This is a genomic window from Saccharibacillus endophyticus, assembly GCF_013185185.1.
In the GTDB taxonomy this organism is placed as follows: Bacteria; Bacillota; Bacilli; order Paenibacillales; family Paenibacillaceae; genus Saccharibacillus; species Saccharibacillus endophyticus.
Genome location: NZ_JAAZWE010000005.1, coordinates 115,941 through 135,906 on the forward strand (window position 1 = coordinate 115,941; position 19,966 = coordinate 135,906).

The 19,966-nt window shown below is 56.0% G+C and carries 18 protein-coding genes; 8 read left to right on the forward strand and 10 right to left on the reverse strand.

Annotated elements, in window-relative coordinates; all coding sequences use genetic code 11:
* Window position 1 precedes the first annotated feature (1 nt).
* Window positions 2-1,537 carry a hybrid sensor histidine kinase/response regulator gene (locus tag HRQ63_RS17940; RefSeq protein ID WP_172246333.1) on the reverse strand — a complete coding sequence of 512 codons (1,536 nt, stop codon included), beginning with the start codon at window positions 1,535-1,537 and terminating at the stop codon, window positions 2-4.
* 482 nt (window positions 1,538-2,019) lie between these two features.
* Here HRQ63_RS17940 and HRQ63_RS17945 point away from each other — a divergent pair, with 482 nt between their 5' ends.
* Window positions 2,020-2,202, forward strand: coding sequence for a CsbD family protein (locus HRQ63_RS17945; RefSeq protein ID WP_172246335.1), 183 nt, complete (start codon window positions 2,020-2,022; stop codon window positions 2,200-2,202).
* Between the two features lie 363 nt (window positions 2,203-2,565).
* On the opposite strand, the gene HRQ63_RS17950 is transcribed toward HRQ63_RS17945, so the two are convergent.
* A complete protein-coding gene (locus HRQ63_RS17950; RefSeq protein ID WP_172246337.1) occupies window positions 2,566-4,665 on the reverse strand; it encodes a glycoside hydrolase family 36 protein in 2,100 nt (699 codons plus the stop codon).
* A 593-nt stretch (window positions 4,666-5,258) separates the two neighbouring features.
* Window positions 5,259-5,861 (reverse strand): TVP38/TMEM64 family protein, encoded by a 603-nt coding sequence (locus HRQ63_RS17955; RefSeq protein WP_172246338.1) that lies wholly within the window; start codon window positions 5,859-5,861, stop codon window positions 5,259-5,261.
* A 193-nt stretch (window positions 5,862-6,054) separates the two neighbouring features.
* On the opposite strand from HRQ63_RS17955, the gene HRQ63_RS17960 reads away from it, so the two are divergent.
* The 3 genes from HRQ63_RS17960 (at window position 6,055) to HRQ63_RS17970 (ending at window position 9,926) form a co-directional block, all read left to right on the forward strand.
* Entirely contained in the window at window positions 6,055-6,576 is a 522-nt protein-coding gene (locus HRQ63_RS17960; protein WP_172246340.1) for a cupin domain-containing protein, read from the forward strand.
* A gap of 145 nt (window positions 6,577-6,721) precedes the next feature.
* Window positions 6,722-8,323, forward strand: coding sequence for a histidine kinase N-terminal 7TM domain-containing diguanylate cyclase (locus HRQ63_RS17965; RefSeq protein ID WP_172246348.1), 1,602 nt, complete (start codon window positions 6,722-6,724; stop codon window positions 8,321-8,323).
* Between the two features lie 103 nt (window positions 8,324-8,426).
* The gene (locus HRQ63_RS17970) at window positions 8,427-9,926 is read left to right on the forward strand and encodes an amidase (protein ID WP_172246350.1); all 1,500 of its coding nucleotides are present in this window, start codon (window positions 8,427-8,429) and stop codon (window positions 9,924-9,926) included.
* Between the two features lie 293 nt (window positions 9,927-10,219).
* Here HRQ63_RS17970 and HRQ63_RS17975 read toward each other — a convergent pair whose 3' ends face one another.
* On the reverse strand, window positions 10,220-10,585 hold the full coding sequence (locus HRQ63_RS17975) for a nuclear transport factor 2 family protein (protein ID WP_172246352.1): 366 nt from the start codon (window positions 10,583-10,585) through the stop codon (window positions 10,220-10,222).
* Window positions 10,586-10,712: 127 nt separating this feature from the next.
* Between HRQ63_RS17975 and HRQ63_RS17980 the strand changes: the two genes are divergently transcribed.
* Window positions 10,713-11,624, forward strand: coding sequence for a DUF72 domain-containing protein (locus tag HRQ63_RS17980; protein ID WP_172246895.1), 912 nt, complete (start codon window positions 10,713-10,715; stop codon window positions 11,622-11,624).
* Between the two features lie 91 nt (window positions 11,625-11,715).
* On the opposite strand, the gene HRQ63_RS17985 is transcribed toward HRQ63_RS17980, so the two are convergent.
* Entirely contained in the window at window positions 11,716-12,303 is a 588-nt protein-coding gene (locus HRQ63_RS17985) for a nitroreductase family protein (protein ID WP_172246896.1), read from the reverse strand.
* Between the two features lie 431 nt (window positions 12,304-12,734).
* Between HRQ63_RS17985 and HRQ63_RS17990 the strand changes: the two genes are divergently transcribed.
* Window positions 12,735-14,234 carry an alpha-amylase gene (locus HRQ63_RS17990; protein WP_172246354.1) on the forward strand — a complete coding sequence of 500 codons (1,500 nt, stop codon included), beginning with the start codon at window positions 12,735-12,737 and terminating at the stop codon, window positions 14,232-14,234.
* 85 nt (window positions 14,235-14,319) lie between these two features.
* Here the strand turns inward: HRQ63_RS17990 and HRQ63_RS17995 are convergent, their stop codons facing one another.
* The gene (locus tag HRQ63_RS17995; RefSeq protein ID WP_172246897.1) at window positions 14,320-14,955 is read right to left on the reverse strand and encodes a LysE/ArgO family amino acid transporter; all 636 of its coding nucleotides are present in this window, start codon (window positions 14,953-14,955) and stop codon (window positions 14,320-14,322) included.
* Window positions 14,956-15,071: 116 nt separating this feature from the next.
* Here HRQ63_RS17995 and HRQ63_RS18000 point away from each other — a divergent pair, with 116 nt between their 5' ends.
* Entirely contained in the window at window positions 15,072-16,514 is a 1,443-nt protein-coding gene (locus HRQ63_RS18000; RefSeq protein WP_172246356.1) for an aminotransferase-like domain-containing protein, read from the forward strand.
* Window positions 16,515-16,615: 101 nt separating this feature from the next.
* Here the strand turns inward: HRQ63_RS18000 and HRQ63_RS18005 are convergent, their stop codons facing one another.
* The 4 genes from HRQ63_RS18005 to HRQ63_RS18020 all read right to left on the reverse strand — a co-directional run bounded on the left by HRQ63_RS18005 (window position 16,616) and on the right by HRQ63_RS18020 (window position 19,146).
* A complete protein-coding gene (locus tag HRQ63_RS18005; RefSeq protein WP_172246358.1) occupies window positions 16,616-17,011 on the reverse strand; it encodes a FlxA-like family protein in 396 nt (131 codons plus the stop codon).
* A 196-nt stretch (window positions 17,012-17,207) separates the two neighbouring features.
* Window positions 17,208-17,768 (reverse strand): hypothetical protein, encoded by a 561-nt coding sequence (locus HRQ63_RS18010; RefSeq protein WP_172246360.1) that lies wholly within the window; start codon window positions 17,766-17,768, stop codon window positions 17,208-17,210.
* 343 nt (window positions 17,769-18,111) lie between these two features.
* The gene (locus HRQ63_RS18015; RefSeq protein ID WP_172246362.1) at window positions 18,112-18,750 is read right to left on the reverse strand and encodes a pyroglutamyl-peptidase I; all 639 of its coding nucleotides are present in this window, start codon (window positions 18,748-18,750) and stop codon (window positions 18,112-18,114) included.
* A 12-nt stretch (window positions 18,751-18,762) separates the two neighbouring features.
* Complete coding sequence (locus HRQ63_RS18020; RefSeq protein ID WP_172246364.1) at window positions 18,763-19,146, reverse strand: potassium channel family protein; 384 nt, start codon at window positions 19,144-19,146, stop codon at window positions 18,763-18,765.
* 265 nt (window positions 19,147-19,411) lie between these two features.
* On the opposite strand from HRQ63_RS18020, the gene HRQ63_RS18025 reads away from it, so the two are divergent.
* Window positions 19,412-19,930 carry a hypothetical protein gene (locus tag HRQ63_RS18025; protein WP_172246366.1) on the forward strand — a complete coding sequence of 173 codons (519 nt, stop codon included), beginning with the start codon at window positions 19,412-19,414 and terminating at the stop codon, window positions 19,928-19,930.
* Window positions 19,931-19,966: the final 36 nt, after the last annotated feature.

A 19,966-nucleotide genomic window follows, 5' to 3' on the forward strand; every position in this document is an offset into this window, starting at 1 on the left:
GTCACGCCGTTGCCGGACCGCATGCCCGCCTAAGCACCTGGCATAATTCGGATTGCCGAACCGGCTTCGTCAGGGAAGCGAAGGAAGTCCGGCTCGAAGGCTCTGCTTCGCTGGAATGAGCCAGCGGCAGCAGCAGGATCAAAGGAGTTGCCGGCGAATTCGAAGCGGGAAGCCCAGGCAGCCGCGACGCTTCCTCCCGCACATCCCAATCGCTCAGCACCATATCAAAAGGCCCCTCTCGCACCATCGCCAGCGCTGCCTCCGGCCCGCTCGTTGCTTCGCGCACCTCCAAACCTAGTCGAATAGCCATTCGGGACAAGGTACGGCGTGTTCCCGCACCTGCCGCAGCCAGCAGCAGCCTGCGCCCTTGCAGGCGGGAAATGTCCGTCAAGCCTGCATGGGCTTCGCGCTCCAACTCAAGCGGCAGCACAAAGGTCATCAGCGTCCCTTGGCCTTTTCTGCCTTCAGCCCAAATCTTGCCGCCCATCAGATCAACCAATCTTTTGCTGATCGACAGTCCCAGACCCGTGCCTCCGTAGTCTCCTTCATCCGGCCGATGCACCTGCTCGTAATCATGAAACAGTCGACCGATCCCGGCCTCCGAAATGCCGATCCCCGTATCCCGGACGCAGAACTCGATCCAGACGCGATCTTCTCCCTCGCCTTCGAGGCGCCGCGCCATGATTCGAATCTCGCCGGACGAGGTAAATTTGACGGCATTGCTGACCAGATTGCTGAGTACCTGCCGAATCTTGCGCACATCTCCAATCAGAACCAGCGAAGGATCAAGATCCAAATCCAACGTCAATTCAAGCCCCTCGCGCTGAGCGGCCTTGGCCGCGAATTGATACGCCGTGTCCTCCAACGCGCCGATCAGATCCATCGGAGCCGTCTCCAACTTCATCTGCCGAGCTTCGAGCTTGCCATAGTCGAGAATGCTGCCGACCAACTCTAAGAGCGATTGCTGACTGTCTTCGATAATTTTCAGATATTGCTTCTGCTCTTCGGTCAATCCCGTTTCTTTTAACAACTGGGACATCGCTACGATGCCGTTCATCGGCGTGCGAATCTCGTGTCCCATCATCGCAAGAAGCTCCCCGGTATGACGGGCGGAGCGTTCGGCCGTTTCCGTGCTTTTGCGCAGCTCGTCCTCCCGTTTGAGCGAAGTGCTCTTCTGCTCCGACTCGGCCAGCTGGGCAATGACCGAAGCCGTGCGCTTCAAGCAAGCTTCCGTATCGCCCTCGAACGCCTCTCCGCTGCGCAGCGCTCCGATGATCCCCTGCTCCTGACCGCAGGAGAAAGGCAGCGGAACCGTGATCCCCCGCTCCGGGTTGCCTTGCAGCAGCAACAGTTCCCCCGGTTGAACCCCTTCATGCTCCCGGCCCCAGACGATCAGGGTACGCATGCCGATTTCGGTACGTTTTGCCACAAACAACGTCTCCGCCCGCGTCGCTCCTGCGGCAAGAGCCAGCAAGTCATCGGCCGCCGCACGAAGGGCGGGCGAGGGGCAGAGATCCGTTTGCATCGAATATTTCATTTGTCAGTCACCTGCTTTCCAAGAAAATAAGGAAGAGGCAATGCGCCTGCCGGTAATCGGATTGCCGAAATAGGCAGCGCAATAGCTCCTGAAGCGAGGAAGTCGGGAACGCCATCGGGAATAATCGTGAGGACAACCAGATCGGATTCTCGTGTCGAAGAGGAAGTAGGCGAGCAACGGCTCCCGAAGTGCCGGAACGTTCTCTATATTGAAAAAACGGGGGATGCGGACCGTTCGTTTGGCCTCTTGGACAAAAAAGTTTCCAATTTTCTCAAAATGCCGGATTTGGAATCATTATAGCACTCTCCGGGGGGGCCGCGTCCAATCAAAACAATTGATAACTTGATCGATTTTGCCGACTCGCTCATTGATGGGACATAAGAGCTTATATGTTGACGGCGTTTAAAAACCCAGGGGGCTGGGTAAGTATAAACTAGCATCACATGTGAGTTTATCCCGTAGAAGAGAAGGAGTTGTTCATCATGGCAGACAACGGATTGGGCGATAAAATCAAAGCAGGCGTCAACAAAGCCAAAGGCGAGATCAAGGATCAAGTCGGTAACGCCAAAAACGACCCGGGTCTTCAGGCCGAAGGCAAAGCGGATAAAGCCAAAGGTGCCGTTCAAGATAAAATCGGCGACGTGAAAAACAGAGACAAACACTAAAGCTTCGAATGCGAAGCTCCTACATTTGACATTCAAGCCGTGCTGCTTTTAGCGTTGAAAAGGCAGCACGGCGGTTCGACGCACGATGCTCGTGCGCTCTTACCCTAATGGATTGACCTACATCGAGCAAACGACGTCGAGCCGATCGGCGTCGGCCGAAGCCTGGTAGCTTGTTAACGCTAAAAGTAAGGTTGCGCCCGTCTGAAATACACCTAAAACGCGTGTATTTCAGCCAAACGTAATCCTATGATTAAGAGTCGACAAGCCCTTAGAGGCTGCGGTTACGAACACCTATGAAAAGACCACCCCCGCACATGCGGGCTGTGGTCTTTTTGCCGTTCGGGGAAGATATTTCGAATAGCGTCAACGTTCCGCGACCTCGAATAATCTGGCGGTCCTGCTTCTTTCCAGACGGACCTTAAGCGCACCCGCTTCTCCGTCCCAAACGCAGTCTCCGCCCGGCTTTCCTTGCGGATACAGCAGACGACAATCCGCAGCTTTGCCGATCATTCCGGATACCGGGAGGGCGGTTTCGCTCTCTTCCGCGTCAATACGCCATACGGCTATATACCGCTTGCCGCCTCGACGCAGTCCGAAGCTGACCCATCCGTCTTCGACCTTCGGCAAGCCGAGCGGCCAGAACGGAAGCCCTTCGCGGATATCGCCCCGGATCGACTTATACAGATCAAGCGCTTCGCGGACAAGCTCGCGGCGCGGCGCACTCAATTCGGCCAAATGCCCGCTCTGATGCACCCGCAGCAGCAGCGCGTTCACCATATTGAATACGACTTCCTCGTCATCGCCTTCACGCAGCGGATACGACCAGATTGCCGACTGTTCGGGCGTCAGCGCGGCAGGCGAACTTGCCGCGATCTGCGCGTATTTCACGTAATCCTCCTGATCGCTTGTCGACTGGATGCTATGACGGCTGAGCATCGCGTAATCCATTCGCATCCCGCCGCTGGAGCAGTTTTCGATGACCAGTTCCGGGTACGTCGCAAAGGTTCGGTCGATCCAGGCCAGATAAGCCCGATTATGTCCCAGCAGACCTTCGCCCAAACTATCCGCGTCCGTCTCCGTTCCGACACCCGCGTTGATGTTATAGTCCATCTTGATATAACCGACTCCGTATTCTTCGACCAATCGGCGAATCACTTCATCGGCATGCGCGACAACCGCCGGATTGCGGAAATCGAGTTGGTAGCGGCTGCGATCCTTGACCCTTTTTCCGTGACGCATAAAGAACCAGGAATCGTCCGTCTCCGCAAGCTTCGGACTGTTGATGCCCATCACCTCGATCTCCAGCCATAGCCCGGGAATCATGCCTTTGCCGCGAATATAGTCCAAGACGTATTTGATCCCTTCCGGGAAACGCTCTGCCGACGGCAGCCACTCGCCGACGCCGTCCCACCACTTGCCGGGCGAATACCAACCGCAGTCGATGCAGAAATATTCGCAGCCCACGTCCGCGGCGGCATCGATCAGCGGCAGCAGATTCTGCGTCGTCGGATTGCCCCACAGGCAGTTCATGTAGTCGTTGAAAATGATGCGCAGCTTCTCGTTGTCCGTATTCGGACGGCGCGCAGCGCGGCGGTAGCGGGTCAGCTCGCCGATTGCTTCTTCAAAACCGCCGAGCACGAAACCGACCGCTACCGGCACGCTGATGAACGACTCGCCCGGCAGCAGTTTTTTCCACCAGCCGTGATCATGCTCGGACGGCCCGCTCGCCAGCAAGGAAAGATGATCGAATTGATTCAGCAGCTCCCAGTGCCACGATCCGTTATGCTCGATCTGCCAGAACAGCGTCGTGCCTGCCTCTTCGTTCTCGAGCAGCCCCATCGGCAAATGCTCGGCAGCCGCCCAGGAACCGGTATTGCTCAGACTTACCCGTTTCGAGCTGCGATCCGTCATATGCGCAAGTCCCAGCTCCGGCAGCGTATTGGATCGCCATTGCACCTCGCTTTGCCAGCCGTTATGCGCCAGATGCAGCTTCATTTTATCGTCCTGGTCGCGTGCTCCGTCCTTGGCCAATCCATTCAGCGAGAACGAAGACACATACTCGACGCCCAACTCTTCCGAGCCATGGTTGCGCAGCTCCGTCCAGCTTTTGAGCACCGCAAGCCCGTCATGGAACTGGTAAAAAGAAACCGTCTCAAGCCCGGTCGCCGGATCATTCATCTCCAACGCGAACAGCAGCCCCGTGTCATTGCGTTCTTCGTAATGCCGCGCATATTTCATCCGCAGCCCCGGATAAGACGCCCGATGGCTCCGCCCATGATACTCGTCCCGGTCTTCCCCGCTAAGCTGCACTTCCAGCACCCGGAATCCCTGCTCCGCTTTTTCTTCGATACGTCCTTCTTCGAACGGTAAAACTCCCCCGTGCAGCAGCCGAACGTCCCCGTCTTCCGTTACGTCGAACACTAAGCTTAAACCGTTTTCGGAAATTTCGATCCTTTTGCCCATATCTCTTCCCCCTCTTCCTATTTCAACTTCGATAAGCCTGATTATACCTTACTCCGACGCGTTGATGATAGCGCTTTAAAAGATACCGTGCGGGATTATACCTTGGGTGGCTTCAGAGGGAATGCGTTCCGATCGCGTGTTGAATTGGGAAGGCTTCGACATAGAATTACGCCTGGGTGGCTTCAAAGAGAACCCGTTTCGGTCGCGTGTTGAATTTGGGAAGCTTTGATTAGACTGGACTGAGGGAGCTTCCCAAATTCAAAGGCGAACGCTGACGCTCCTGCACTGGATTCCCTTTTCCGCCAATCGGCTGAATCCTCCGGCGAAGCCGGAGGAAGGGATAAAAAAACAGCGCTCCGCAAGCGAGCGCCGTTAATCAAGGTCTAGAACTTTACCGTTTTCCCCAGAAGAAAACGGTGCCTACCCTACCTAACCCCCATATGCGAGCGACTGAGCTGGGACGAAGGGGAGGGTCTGTGAAGGAGCGTTAGCGCTCGCCTTTGCATTCGGGAAGCCTCCATTTAAATATCATCAAGCTTCCCGAATGCAACACGCGACCGGAACAGACCCTCCCCGCAGTCCCCTCGTCCACGTCACTCCGACGATGATCGAGTGAAATAAGCTTCCGCCTTCCTGCTCCCCCAAAAGGAGAGCGCCAAAAACCCCACCACGTAAAGAAGCTCGTACGGCCGCTCGATGAAGCGTCCGAGATCGTGGCCGACGTAGGATACGGCCAGGACCATGATGGCTTTGCCGCCTGCGATCGCGAAGAAGAAGGCCAGTTTGGGCATGCGGACGATCGCGGCGGCGGTGTTGACGAGAGCGAACGGCCCCAAAGGCATCATGCTCAAAATAAATACGAAACTGAACGCGTTGCGGCGCGCCCAAGTCAAGCTTTTTTGCACCTTCGGGCGTTCGGCCCAGCGCAAGAAGTACGGGTGTGACGCAATCGCGCGCACGATCAGAAACGTCGTCATGCAGCCTGCGATCAAGCCGATCCAGGAATACAAAAATCCGAACCACAACCCGTAAGCGGCAGCGTTGACCCCTACGATGACCGCAGTCGGAAGAGGAGGGATGAATGATTTGAGAAACGTCAGGAAAATGCCCGGCAGCGGACCCCATGAACGGAAACGCTCCATCCATTCGTTCAGATTCTCCTCCGTCATATACGACAATAGGTTTGATATCAACAAATGCGGTACTCCTTTCGGGGTTCCTTGTCCGGCTGTAGGGCATGCGCGCACTCTAGCCGGCATATCCGCTATTATAGCCGCTAACTGTACCGTTTTGCCGCAAAAATATGGATTTTCTCGCAACGCGGTCGATCAATCGCCTGAGGTTTCGGGTAATCATTGCCATACGACCGGAAACGGAGGCACACATCCAATGAGTGAAAAACACAGCGTACAAATCTTTCATTTCGAAGACAATGGGAGCATTCCCAACAACCCGAATCTACCCGTGATCTTGTACCCTGGAGCATTAATCGACAAGCCGGAATGGTGCGAGTCGGTATTCAACGGCAACGGTTGGCGCAATAGTTGGGAAAACGGCGTGTTCAACTATCATCATTACCATAGCAACACGCATGAGGTACTCGGCGTTACGCACGGTTCGATCTTGATTCGATTGGGCGGCGAAGACGGCAAATCTTTTGATCTGAAAGCAGGCGATGTGATCGTGCTTCCGGCCGGCACAGGTCATAAGCGAATAACCGCAAGCGATGATTTCCGTATCGTAGGTGCTTATCCGGACGGCATGGACTACAACACGAGACTCGAAAATGACGGAAAGCACGATGCGTCGATACAGGAGATCGCGGAGGTTCCGCTGCCCCGAACCGATCCCGTGTACGGGGACAAAGGTCCTTTGCTGGAGAACTGGAACAAAAGTATGAAACACGGATAAATTTCGTTTTTCCTTGATTGCGAAGCGCCTTTGCGGCGCTTTTTTGTGTTATGATTTTCATGCTATTCCGGCGTGCGCGCAAACGCGGCAAGCCGGCGATGCACGAGGCGAATGACCATTTTAACAGACAGGAGCTCCCACGTTCATGAATGCCGCCTTCTCTACCTTTATTGCCTTGTTTGCAATTTCCGGCGTGCTGAGCATTTTGCTTGCTCTATATAGTTCTTTTCAAAAAACGCGCTTCTCGGGGATGCACCTTTTCGTATTGATGTCGGTCGCGACGGCGATTTATACGTTCGGCAGTTCGATGGAACTTGCCAGCTCGTCATTAGAAAAAATCAAGTTCTGGATTTCGTTCGAGTATCTGGGACTGCCGTTTATTTCGCCGCTGAACCTTCTGGTCGTGATCCATTATGTCGGCCGCGAACGTTTGACGACGCCCCGCGCCGCGTTCGGCATTTTGTTGATTCCCGCGATCACTTCCGTCCTCATGCTGACCAACGATCTGCACGGGCTGGTATACCAGAGCATGGAACTGCGGACCGACGCGCCGTGGCCGCTGGTCGATTTCGTCATGGGCTTTTGGTACGTCGTCAACGGCAGTTACACGCTCGGGTGCGGCTTGGTCGGCATGTGGCTGCTGGCTCGGCATATGCGCCAAACGCTCAATGTGTACCGCAAGCAGACAGTCACCATGTTCCTTGGCCTGTTCATCCCGATCCTTACCTCCCTGATCTACATCATGAACTTGACCCCCTACCATATCGACCCGGTTCCCGCCACGATGAGCTTGACCAATCTGCTCTACTGCTGGGCCATTTTGTCCGCGGGCATGCTGACGTCGACGCCGGTCGTGCGCGAAAATATTTTGGAAAGCATGCGTGACGGGGTGATCGTGCTCGATCCTGCCGGAAGAATCGCCGATTACAACAAAGCCGCTTCGCTCCTGTTTCCGTTTCTGACCCCCGAAAAGATCGGCGCCGCGGCTGCCGAGGTGTTTCCCCGCAAGCAGCTCCGAGCCGAAGATGCCGATATGCGCTTTCTCGAAGCTGAAGAACGGCAGATCGAGTGGCTGGAAAGCGACGGGATCCGGTATTACCGTACCCGGTCTTCGCCCGTGCACTACCGGCGCGGCGGCGCTTACGCAGGTCGGACGCTTGTCATCCTCGACGTGACGGAAAATGTCCTGCTCCATCGCAAATTGGAACGGATGGCCACCCACGACGGCATGACGCAAATTTATAACCGGACGCACTTTGTCGAATGTTCCGATCAGCTGTTGGCCGAATCCCGGCAGACGTCGGAACCGCTGACGATTGCGCTGTTCGATATCGACCGGTTCAAACTGATCAACGATACGTACGGACACGACGTGGGCGATACCGTGATTCGCCATGTCGTGCACGCCTGCAAAATCTATTTGGGCGACCGGGACGTCTTCGGCCGTTACGGCGGCGAAGAATTCGCTCTGTGCATGCCGGGTCGCTCACTGGACGAGGCGTTCAATTTGCTCGAAAGCGTAAGACGGGAATTGGCTTCCGGCCCCGTCATGACCGCGGCCGGCCCCGTCAGCGTGACGGCAAGCTTCGGTTTGACGGAAGCCCGAATCGGCAGTCCGCTCAAAACGCTGACGAAGATGGCGGATGACGCCCTCTACCTGGCCAAGCAGAGCGGTCGCAACAATGTGCAAATCTCTTACGACACGGACGGGGAAGCCGAAGTATCGGGCAGCGGGACCGGGACCTAGACCAAGCTGGAAGCAACGCAAAAAAAAGCGCTTGGCTGAGACGTACCCGTGCGTCCTGATACCGATCGCCGTCCTCCAATCCCCAGAGAAAGAAGGAGCTGTCATGAAATTCGAACAGTACGTCCAATACGATGCCGTCGGTTTGGCGGAACTGCTGCGCAAGCGTGAAGTATCTGCCCCTGAATTGGCTGAAGCCGCCTTTGCCAGAATGGACGAAGTCAATCCGTCGCTGAACGCCGTAGTGCGCGATCGCCGAGCCGCGGCGCTTCAGGAAGCAGCCTCCGCTCCCCTTCCGGACGCGGACCGCCCCTTCTCGGGCGTGCCTTATCTGCTCAAAGACATCTCGCAGGCTTTGGCCGGGGAACCTCTGACGTCCGGCTCCGCGCTGCTCCGAAACAACATCGCGCGCCGCGACTCCAATTATGTCGCGCGCGTTCGGGCTGGAGGATTCATCCCGCTCGGCCATACGAATACGCCGGAATTCGGCCTGAAAAACATTACCGAGCCGACGCTGCACGGGCCTGCCCGCAACCCATGGAATCCGCAGTATTCCCCGGGAGGCTCCAGCGGCGGTGCATCAGCCGCTATCGCTTCCGGCATCGTGCCTGCCGCCGGCGCCAGCGACGGCGGAGGTTCGATCCGCATCCCCGCCTCCTTCACCGGCCTATTCGGCCTTAAGCCGACGCGCGGCAGAACCCCGGTCGGCCCCGGCATCGGCCGGCAATGGCAGGGCGCGTCGATCGACTTCGCCCTGTCGCGCACCGTTCGCGACAGCGCCGCGCTGCTGGATCTGCTGCAAGTGCTGCAGCCGGAAGCCGCTTTCCAGACGCCGCTCTACCCGGGCGTCTACGTCCAAGACATGCTGGCGCCTCATTCGCGCCCGCTGCGCGTTGCTTTCACGACCGCTTCGCCGGTCGGCTCGCCCGTCGGCGACGATGCCGTGCAGGCCGTGCTGAAAACGGTAAAGTGGCTCGAAGAGCAAGGCCATCACGTCGAAGAAAAGCTCAGCCCCGTCAACGGCGTGCGCTTGATGGAAAATTACTACACCATGAACGCCGGCGAAGTCTCCGCCATGTTCATCTCGTTGGAACGGATGCTGGGCCGTGCCATTCGTCCGGACGAAGTCGATATCATTACTTGGGTCTTCGCCGAGGCGGGCAAAAACGTATCGGCGGCCGAATTCGTCCACAGCCTGAACGAATGGGACGTGGCCGCCGCGCAGATGGCCGAGCTGTCCGCCCGCTACGACCTGTACGTGACGCCTGCCACCGCCTTCACGGCACCTCGAGTCGGTGAACTCACGCATACGCCGGAGACGGCTGCGCCGTGGATGAGCGTCAGCGAACTGTCGGCGAACGAACAGCGCCGGATGCTGTACGACATTTTCGAACGCAGCCTGACCTTCACTCCGTTCACGCAGCTCGCCAACCTGACCGGACAGCCCGCGACCAGCTTGCCGCTGCATCTGACCGAAGAAGGTCTCCCGCTCGGCGTGCAGATGATCGCCGCCAAAGGCCGCGAAGACCTTCTTCTCCAAGTCGCTGCGCAATTGGAACAATCCGATTTGTGGGCGGGAATGAAGGGAAACCCGATGCTAAGCTAAAATCTATATCTTTTCTTCCCACTTAACTCACCCAAAAAAAGACGCCCTCCTAAAGAGAGCGTCACCGCGTCGATAAAGCCCAACGTAACTGGAAGTCAGCGGACGGAGAGAGAAATTCAGTGAAGGAGCGATAGCGTTCGCCTTTGAAATCGGGAAAATTCCGCTAAAATTCAATCCTTTTTCCCGATTTCAACACGCGACCGGAACGAATTTCTCTCGGAGTCTGATGACTTCCTCCGCCTACGTAACTTTATCGACAGCCCGAGACGCCCTCCTTGCCGGAGAGCGTCTTTTTACTCATTCACGAACCACGCCGCGCGAATCAATCCCTCGCTCGTCTCATAGATCGCGGCTGCCTGAAGCACGCGATCCGAGCCGGCCTGAGTCACCTCTTCATGATCGATCACCCGACTGCCGATCACCATTCGGTTGACCAGCTTCGCGTGCACCTTATCGACCTCGAACCGTTTGCGATAACGCTCGCGCATTGCTTCGCGCCCTTCCGCGATCAGCGTTCCGTCGAGCAGATTGTACAGCTTGGCATCCTCTGCGTACGTCGCGAGGAAGCCTTCCAAATCATGTGCGTTGTAGCAATCGAGCTGACGCTGCGCCAATTCTTGTGCCGAATGCTGATCATGCTCTTTATTCCCGTTTTCCATATGCGGCATCTCCGATCTAAAGAACTTTCGTGACCTATCGTCGCATATCTTTGCCAGATTGCGCAACGCCCGTTTCGTGTAATAACTAACACAGCACGTTTTAACCCCATGCAAGGAGGAGATTTCCATCATCACTGTCGGATTGACCAATTTCAGCGACCATGACGAGCTTTATGGAAAAAAGAAGCCTGCCGAGCGATTGCCTGCCTACAGCGAGACGTTCAAAGTCGTCGAGCTGGACAGCTCTTTTTACGCGATCCAGCCCGTGAAAAACTACGAGAAATGGGTCTCGCAGACGCCGGATGACTTCGGATTCGTGATCAAAGCGTACCAAGGCATGACCGATCATCTCCGCGGCAAAAAGAATTACTTCGACACCGCCGAAGAAATGTTCGCCGCTTTTCACACCAGTCTGGAGCCGGTCATCGATGCCAAAAAGCTCACGATGACGTTGTTCCAATACCCGCCCTGGTTCGATTGCACGCGCGAAAACGTCGAGAAGCTGCGCATCACGCGCGAGTTTATGAAGGACGTTCCCTGCGCGCTCGAATTCCGGCATCAGTCGTGGTACTCCCCGCAGTTCCAAGACAAGACGCTGGACTTTATGCGCAAAGAAGGCTGGATTCAGACCGTCGTCGACGAACCCCAGGCCGGCAGCGGCTCGATTCCGATCATCGCCCGGGCGACCAGCGACGAAGCCACCTACGTCCGCATGCACGGTCGCAACGTGGGCGGTTGGCATAAAAGCAGCGATCCCAACTGGCGCAAGCTGCGCTATCTGTACCGCTACAGCACCGAGGAATTGAAGGAGTGGCGCGATATCCTGCTGGAGCTGGAAAAGCAGTCCAAGCACGTCTACGTCGCCTTCAATAACAACTCCGACAAAGACGCCACGCCGAACGCGCTGGAATTGATGGAGCTGCTCGGCCAGCCGATTCCCGAAGGAGCGCCGTGGCCGCCGCAGAAGCAGGACGAATCGGAGAAAGACCAACCCGAGAAGACGGAAGAGCCCGAAGTGCAGCAAGAAAAGCTTTTCTGAATCATGCGAAAAAGGCCGCTTCGGCGTCAATCGACACCTAAGGAGCGGCCTTTTTCGCGTATTATTGCATGTATAAAACCCTACGCTTTCCTTATCCGAACCACTTCAACCGCTCTTCCAACGGTTTGAACTGCTTCTCTCCCGCCGGAGCCGTGATCTTGCCGAACGGCATCTGCGCGATCAGCTTCCAGCTTTCGGGGATGTCCCATTCCGGCTTGACCTTCTCGTCGATCAGCGGATTATAGTGCTGGAGCGAAGCGCCGTAGCCTTCCGCCTCGAGCAGCGTCCAGATCGCGTACTGGTGCATGCCCGAAGACTGCTGCGACCAGATCGGGAAATTGTCTTGATAGGCTTGGAACTGCTCCTGCATGCCGCGAATGACCGACTCGTCCTCGAAAAAGAGAATCGTGCCGTAACCGGCTTTGAAGCTGTCCATTTTTTCCTGCGTCGGCCCGAAATTGCCTTCCGGCACGATTTCTTTCAAAATGTTCGTCGTGAAATCCCACAGTTTGTCGTGATGTTCGCCGAGCAAAACGACGACGCGCGCGCTTTGCGAATTGAACGCGGACGGCACATGCAGCAGCGTCTGCTCGATCAGTTCGCGGATTTTTTCGTCGGATGCAGTCTGTTCTTTGCTGATTCCGTAGATGCTGCGTCTGTTTTTCATCAGTTCCAACATGTTTTCGGTCGTCAAGAGTAACGCCTCCTCAAAAGTAGTCCGTTTGCGATCCATCGCGAAAACGGCCCATCCGTTCATTACCCTTCAAAACCCGCTTTCCAAGCACCGCTGCCCGATTTTACCTTTTCCCCGATGTAAACGTTACCGAAAACATTATCAAATCCGGCTTTTCGTAAAAAAATCCGGGCTCGTTTGAATCCCCCTTCCTTTTGGGTAACTTGTATTATTCCTTTAGTGAGCGACTGATCGCTCCGCTTTCCCGGAGAGCCGTCCGGCGCTCCGACCGAGAATTCCTTACAAATTTTACTCGGACGCTCCCTGCGTCTTTTTCTTATAATCCCGGTCTGATGACATACGGCTTCCGAACCTGCATTTACGGACATCCGAATACGCAGCCGAACCCCAACACAATTCGAGGAGGTTTTTTTAACATGCCCGCTAACCACACGATGATGCAGTTTTTCGAATGGCACGTAGACGCCGACGGCGAACATTGGAACCGACTCAAGGAAATGGCTCCCGAACTTAAAAAGTGGGGCATCGATTCCGTGTGGATTCCGCCCGTCACCAAAGGACAATCCGCGGAAGATACCGGCTACGGCATCTACGATCTCTACGATCTGGGCGAATTCGACCAAAAAGGCACGGTCCGCACCAAATACGGCACGAAAGAAGAATTGAAAAGCGCGATCGCGGCCTGTCACGAATTCGGCATCGCCGTTTACGTCGACCTGGTCATGAACCATAAAGCCGGCGCGGACGAAACGGAACGCTTCAAAGTCGTCGAAGTCGATCCGAACGACCGCAACGTCGTCATTTCCGAAGAACCGTTCGAAATCGAAGGCTGGACCAAATTCACGTTCCCGGGACGGGGCGACCAGTATTCCGCGTTCAAATGGGATTACCGTCACTTCAACGGCACCGACTTCGACAACGCGACGGGCAACAACGGCATTTACCGGATCGGCGGCGAAAACCGCGGCTGGGACGACAAAGTGGATAACGAGTTCGGCAACTACGATTACCTGATGTTCGCCAATATCGATTACCGCCGGCCGGAAGTCCGCGAGGAAATGATGGAATGGGGCCGCTGGCTCGTCGACACGCTGCAATGCAGCGGCTACCGTCTCGACGCGATCAAGCATATCAACCATGACTTCATCCGCGAATTCGCGGGCGAAATGATCCGCAAACGCGGCGAAGATTTCTATATCGTCGGCGAGTTCTGGAACAACGACCTGAACGCCTGCCGGGAATTCCTCGACAACGTGGATTACCGCATCGACCTGTTCGACGTCTCGCTGCACTATAAGCTGCACGAGGCGTCGCAGTCGGGCCGCGACTTCGACCTGACGAAGATCTTCGACGACACGCTGGTGCAGACCCACCCGACCAACGCGGTCACGTTCGTCGACAATCACGACTCCCAGCCGGGCGAATCGCTGGAATCCTGGATCGACGACTGGTTCAAGCAGAGCGCGTACGCGCTGATCCTGCTGCGCCGCGACGGTTATCCGTGCGTCTTCTACGGCGATTACTTCGGCATCGGCGGCGAAAACCCGATCGACGGCAAAAAGATGGCGATCGACCCGCTGCTGTACGCCCGCTGCCAAAAAGCATACGGCGATCAGGAAGATTACTTCGATCACCCGAACACGATCGGCTGGGTACGCTTCGGCAGCGAAGAGGTCGAAGGTTCCGGCTGCGCGGTCGTGATCTCCAACGGCGACGAAGGCAGCAAACGCATGAACGTCGGCGCGCATCGCGCGGGCGAAGAATGGATCGACCTGACCAATACGCGCGAAGACAAGATCGTGATCGAAGAAGACGGCTTCGCCACCTTCCCGGTCAACGGAGGAAGCGTATCCGTCTGGGCGCTGCCGGAAGAAGACCGTACCATGGACTGCGCGGCGGACGAAAGCGCGAAGTGACCGGCAATCTATGCGGACGCGCGGACGGCTCGCCGAAATTCGGCGCCGTCTCGGTAGTTACGCCATACGGATGTACAGCAGATTGTCATCCTGCCAGCATCTCCGCGACCAGTTTTTGCAGCAGAACCAACGCCGTTCCCCAGATGAACAGCGCCGATCCGCGATTGAACCACCCTATCGCCCGGCCGCTGCCGTCGAATCGGCGAAGAGCGGAACCCGCGCAGGCCAGACCGGCGAACCACAGCCACGAGACGGCGACGCACGCAGCCGTAAAGCGCAGCTTGGCATCGCCTTCGTAGGCAAGCGCGCTCGTTCCGATCACGCCGATCGTGTCGAGCAGCGCATGCGGGTTCAGCAGCGACACGGACACGGCAAAAAGAATTTGCTTGGAAGAGGGAAGCGCCCGCGCGCTTTCCTCTTTGCCGTTGCCGGACGAATCCGAGCGGGAGCGCCAGAGCGCAAAGCCCATATACGCGAGAAACAAAACACCTGCCAGCATCAGCAAAATACGTAAAGCCTCGAACTTCAACACGACGGCCGAAACGCCGAATATCGCCAGCACGATCAACAAAGTATCGCACAGCGAAGCCGCAAGTACAGCCGGAAGCGCCCGGGACAAGCGGGGCTGGGCCGCTCCCTGCGCAAAAACAAAAACGTTCTGTACCCCAAGCGGCAAAATCAATCCGAGAGCTAATATGAATCCGTGCAATGCAGCTTCCATAATGAACATCGACTCCTTTTCCTCCTCCATGTTACGATGCACGGAAGAAATGAAAAACCGCCAATTGGACGGATATTGAACCACCCAATTTTCTCGACAAGCAAAGGAGGGACGTTATGGATTGGAAACTGTCTTCGCGCCCGCATCATACGCTGCAAGCCCAAATTGTCGCCCGGATCACCGAACGAATCGAGCATGGCGATTGGGCAGCCGGAACGCGACTGCCTGCACAGCGAGAGTTGGCTATGCGTTTCGGCGTGAACCGCAGCACCGTCCAAGCCGCGCTCGACGAGTTGAAGGCAGACGGCCTGCTCGAGACAAGGCAAGGCTCTGGCGCTTATGTGTCGGGCAGCGCCTGGAACGCGCTTCTTGCCCGCTCCCAACCGAATTGGCAGCGGCACATCCGCGCAAGCGTGCACAGGCCGAACCGGCATACCATTCGTCTGATTAACGAAAGCGAGCCGGATCCTTCTTTTATTCGACTTGGAACGGGCGAGCTTTCGCCGGAACTGCTGCCTGCCGAACAATTGCAACGATCCTTGCATGACCTCAAGCTGGATGCCCGCACGCTCGGCTATTCGGAACCGCTCGGCAGTTTGAGACTGCGTTCGGCTGTCCGCACCCGACTCGAGGGATTGGGTATTCATGCGCAGCCCGATAATATCTGCATCGTCTCGGGCGCTCTCCAAGCCCTGCAATTAATTTCGGTGGGCCTGCTGGAAGACGGATCCACGGTATTTCACGAATCGGCTTCGTATCTGAACTCCGTGCATCCTTTTCAATCGGCAGGCATGCGCATGTTGACCTTCCGACCGGGTTCGGATGTCCAAGAACGCTTGGCACGGGCAGGCCGCGGGCGTCAGTCTCTGCTGTATGCCGTCCCTGCCTTGAACAATCCTACCGGACGAAGTTGGAACGAAAAGGAGCGAAAAACCGTTTACGATGCTTGCTCCGATCTGCGCATCCCGATCGTCGAGGACGACGTGTACCGGGATTTGCTGTTCGCGCCGGGCTTGCCGCCGATCAAGGCCTCCGACTCTTCGGGGCAGGTGCTGTATTTGGGGAGCCTGTCCAAGTCGCTGAGTCCGGGACTGCGCATCGGCTGGATCGTCGCGCCGTCTCCGGTCATCGCTCGACTGGCCGACGTGAAAATGCAGACCGACTACGGTTCGAGCGCTTTTTCCCAAGAAATTGCGGCCCACTGGTTGGAGTCCGGCTTGTATGCGCATCATGCCGAGCAATTGCGGAGCAAGCTTCAGGCACGGGCAAGCTTTGCCGAACAAGCCCTGCATGACAGACTTGGCGAGTTTGCCGATTGGCAGACGCCGGAAGGCGGTTTTTACATCTGGCTGCGTTTCCTTCACCCTATCGTGAACAAAGGCTTTTTCCGTCGTCTGCTGGATCGGAAAGTGCTGATCAACCCGGGTTACATTTATGCGCCCGACGATCTGCATCATATTCGCTTCTCTTGTGCTTACGCCTCGCAGGAAGAAATGATTAGCGGGCTGGATATCCTTCGGGAAGAAGTTATACGTTCACTCTCGAATCCGAATAGGTAAAAGCCAACAAAAACCCGATGCGCACGGAGGATGCGATCGGGCTTTTGTTGGGGTTGAAATGAAATTCGGCTGAGAGACCGTTCAAGAGAGGCGGACCGTTGTTACGCCCGGATATCGAGCAGGCTTCCGGTATCGCCGGCCGAAGCCGATGCCGTGTTTTGCAGAAGCATCTTCTCGTCCGGGGCCCGCTGCTCCGTTTGCGAAGCTTGGTTCGCCGCAGGTGACGCCGGAGCGGAGGACTCCGCCGAAGCACTCTTCTGCGAACTAAGCTGCGCAATTTGGCGTTCGATCTGCTGAATCCGCTGCCGGATCTGCTTGACCTGCTGCTCTTGTTCCGACTTGTCGGATTGATCGGAGCTTTGTTCGGCTTTGGTCAATTCCGATCGGAGCGCGGACTTCTGTTTCTCCAATTGCGCGATTTGCTTCGTCGAATCCGAGGCGGAAGAAGCGGATGAATACGACGCTGCGCTGCTTGAAGATACGGATGAGACGGACATGAAACCCCTGCTTTCTGTATCGGTATCGAAGTTCGGTGGATCGAGCCGTTTGCCTACTTCTTCTCCATTGTAAGCCTTGTCGTTGAATACCGGCTGAACGGCAGCTGAAAGTTTGCTGAATGCCGGAAAACAAAAAGAAGCCCTCCTCCCGGCGTGTATCCGAGGGTGAGAGCTTCCGGAAGCAGAACTTTCTTTTTTAAATACTCACGTCGAAATTACGACCGACCTTCGCGGCCCGGGTTGTCTCCGAACGGTTTTCCCACGGTTGCACCGCACCCGGAGCAGAAGGCGCCGAATAGAGCGAACCCGGAGAATCGAACGAACCCAACATGGCTCGGGCATAATCGTCTCCGCCTTTCGGAGCCGGCACCCGGTTTGCGGATGCGGTCTGGGCAGGCTCTTCCTTCTCTTCTTCCGGAAGGGCGAACACAGGCTGCTCCTTCTGCTGCTCCTGCTCGGAATGCTCATGCTCCGGACGCCCCTGCACCGTGAATTCCGCACGTTCTCCGTTTGCCGCATCCAGCAGGGCAATATGCCGCTCGAGCAGTGCGATATGCCGTCGGATGCGCATCGCCCGCTGATCGCGGTCCGCGACCGAAGCCGGGAGTTGAAGCACGCGGGACAGCTCGGCTTCCAGACTGACCTTTCGACTTTCCAGCGGAGCTTTGCCATGGCGACTCGGCGTGTACGAAGTGTTTAAAGCCGTGAGACCTCCGATCGGAGATATGGAACCCATTCTGCCTTGTATACTGCTCATTGAAGCCATCCGCCTCTCTCTTCGTGAAAATGAAAAACGTCGAATGTCACATGCGCATGCATAGATTTTAAACTCGTGTGTCCTACTCGTTCAAACCAGCGATCACCGTTTATGTGACTGGGCCGCCCGAATTTTTTGGACTGCCCGGTTTTTTTTCGATCAGAGTTGAGTAAATAGTGCAAAATATACTGATTCCGTATAACTTACCCCGTTTTGCTCCTTTGTAACGCTCGAAACCAAAAAAACTTGCAAAATCCGACAAAAACGGATTTTGCAAGCAATTGGGCGAGCAAAACGAAACGTTTCGCAGATAAGCGACAAATCCCGAATTCGGTTTAAAACTCTATATTCGATGCATATCCCGATCATGAATCGCCTGAGCCGTAACCTTAACGATGATTCTGAGCGCATCCAGCAGCGTTTCTTGAGGCAGTGAAGGAAGTGTCGGTTTAAGCACGGACAAGCGGGTCGAAGCCGGAAAATGAACAAATCCCGCGAGTGTTTTTGCCTCCTTCTGCCGTAACGAATCCAATAAAGCGTACATCGTATTATTGCAAATATACGTTCCTGCCGTATTCGAGACGGAAGACGGAATATCGGCCGCGCGAAGCTCTTTTACCATCTGCCGGATCGGCAGGGTAGCGAACAAGCCGTCCGGCCCTCCTTGACGGATAGGCTCGTCGCGCGGGCTGCGCCCTCCGTTGTCTGCATAGCTCTCCGTATCTTTAACGTTGATCGCCACCCGTTCCGGCGTAACGGACACGCGTCCCGCGGCCAGGCCGCAAGCGATTACCGCATCCGGCTGCAAACGCTCGGTCTCCTCCAACAGCCGTTCGGCGCAATCGTCATAGCGTACGGGCAGCAACAGCGTATGGACGTCGACGCCTTCAAATGTTTCTTGAGCGATACGCTCCAACAGCTCCTGCGTCGGATTAATCGGCGAGTCGCCGAAAGGCTCGAAGCCCGAAATCAAAATTTTCATTGCTGATCTCTCCTATTCGATTTGCTTTTTTCGCTTGCCGGTCTTTTTCCCGTTCGAATCTCCGTCCTCTTCGCGCCGCTTTTCCTTGAATATCGCATAGGCGATATGCAGCATAAGCCCGAGGAAGATTCCCGTACCCGCCAGAACATAGACCATGGTAAAAACTTTGCCCAAACTCGTGGTCGGCACAAAGTCGGGATGCCCCACCGTGCTGAGCGTCATGACGCAGAAATACAAAGCATCCACGATCGCCAACCCTTCTTCCCGTACATAGAAGATCGTTCCCGATATCAAGAAAATCAGCGCCAGAACAAATAAGGCCTGAAAGTTTTTGGAGCGAAAAGCTCTGAATATTCCTCCAATCAAGCGTTTGAGCGTCAGTAAAAACGAAACCATCCCTTCTCCTCCTTCAAATTGAAATCGCGCGCCCGCGCTTCTTGTTTTTGATCTTCTTTCTAACCTAACGTGATCGAAGGGCAAGACGCAAGCCTTTATACCGGTCGCATGCGCTCCGTGCCGCTTGCGAACGCCGTAAATCGGTCTTGAGACCGAGAGCTATTCAATCCGTTGGACGAGGTGCACGGGTACCTTAAAAGCGTATAGTTAACCTAGACTTCGACGTGCTGACGTGCACGATCACAAAAACAGAGGAGAGGTTGTTATGTCAAAAAAAGCGATTCTCGGTCCGCTGCTGATTCTGCTCGGCGCGTACTTGCTGCTCGGACAAGGGACAGGCATGAATTCGGGAATGATTTTCGCGTACTTCTGGGCTTCCTTGTTTATTCTGCCGCTCGGCCTGTTCTTCCACTGGATGTACTTCTCGATGACTCACGGCAAAGCGCCCGGACTGCTGATTCCCGGCGGCGTGTTGGTAACGGTCGCCATCGTCTGCCAGGTTGCCATGCTGTTCGACAGTTGGGATGTCATGTGGCCCGGATTCATTTTGGCTCCGGCCGTCGGCCTGCTCGAGTTCTACTTCTTCGGCGGACGCAATCGTTGGCTGCTGATTCCGATCAATATCCTGACCGTGGTTTCGCTGCTGTTCTTCGCCGTATTCTCGATCGAAGCCTTGACGACGCGCACTTTCATGGAGCAGCCGCTGCTGGCTTTCGTGCTGATCGGCTTGGGCGCTCTGCTGCTGATTCCTTTCAACAAAAGGTCCAAGGTCTCCAAATTCTAAAAGCCGCTCCGCTCCGAGCTTCAACAAAAAAGAGCG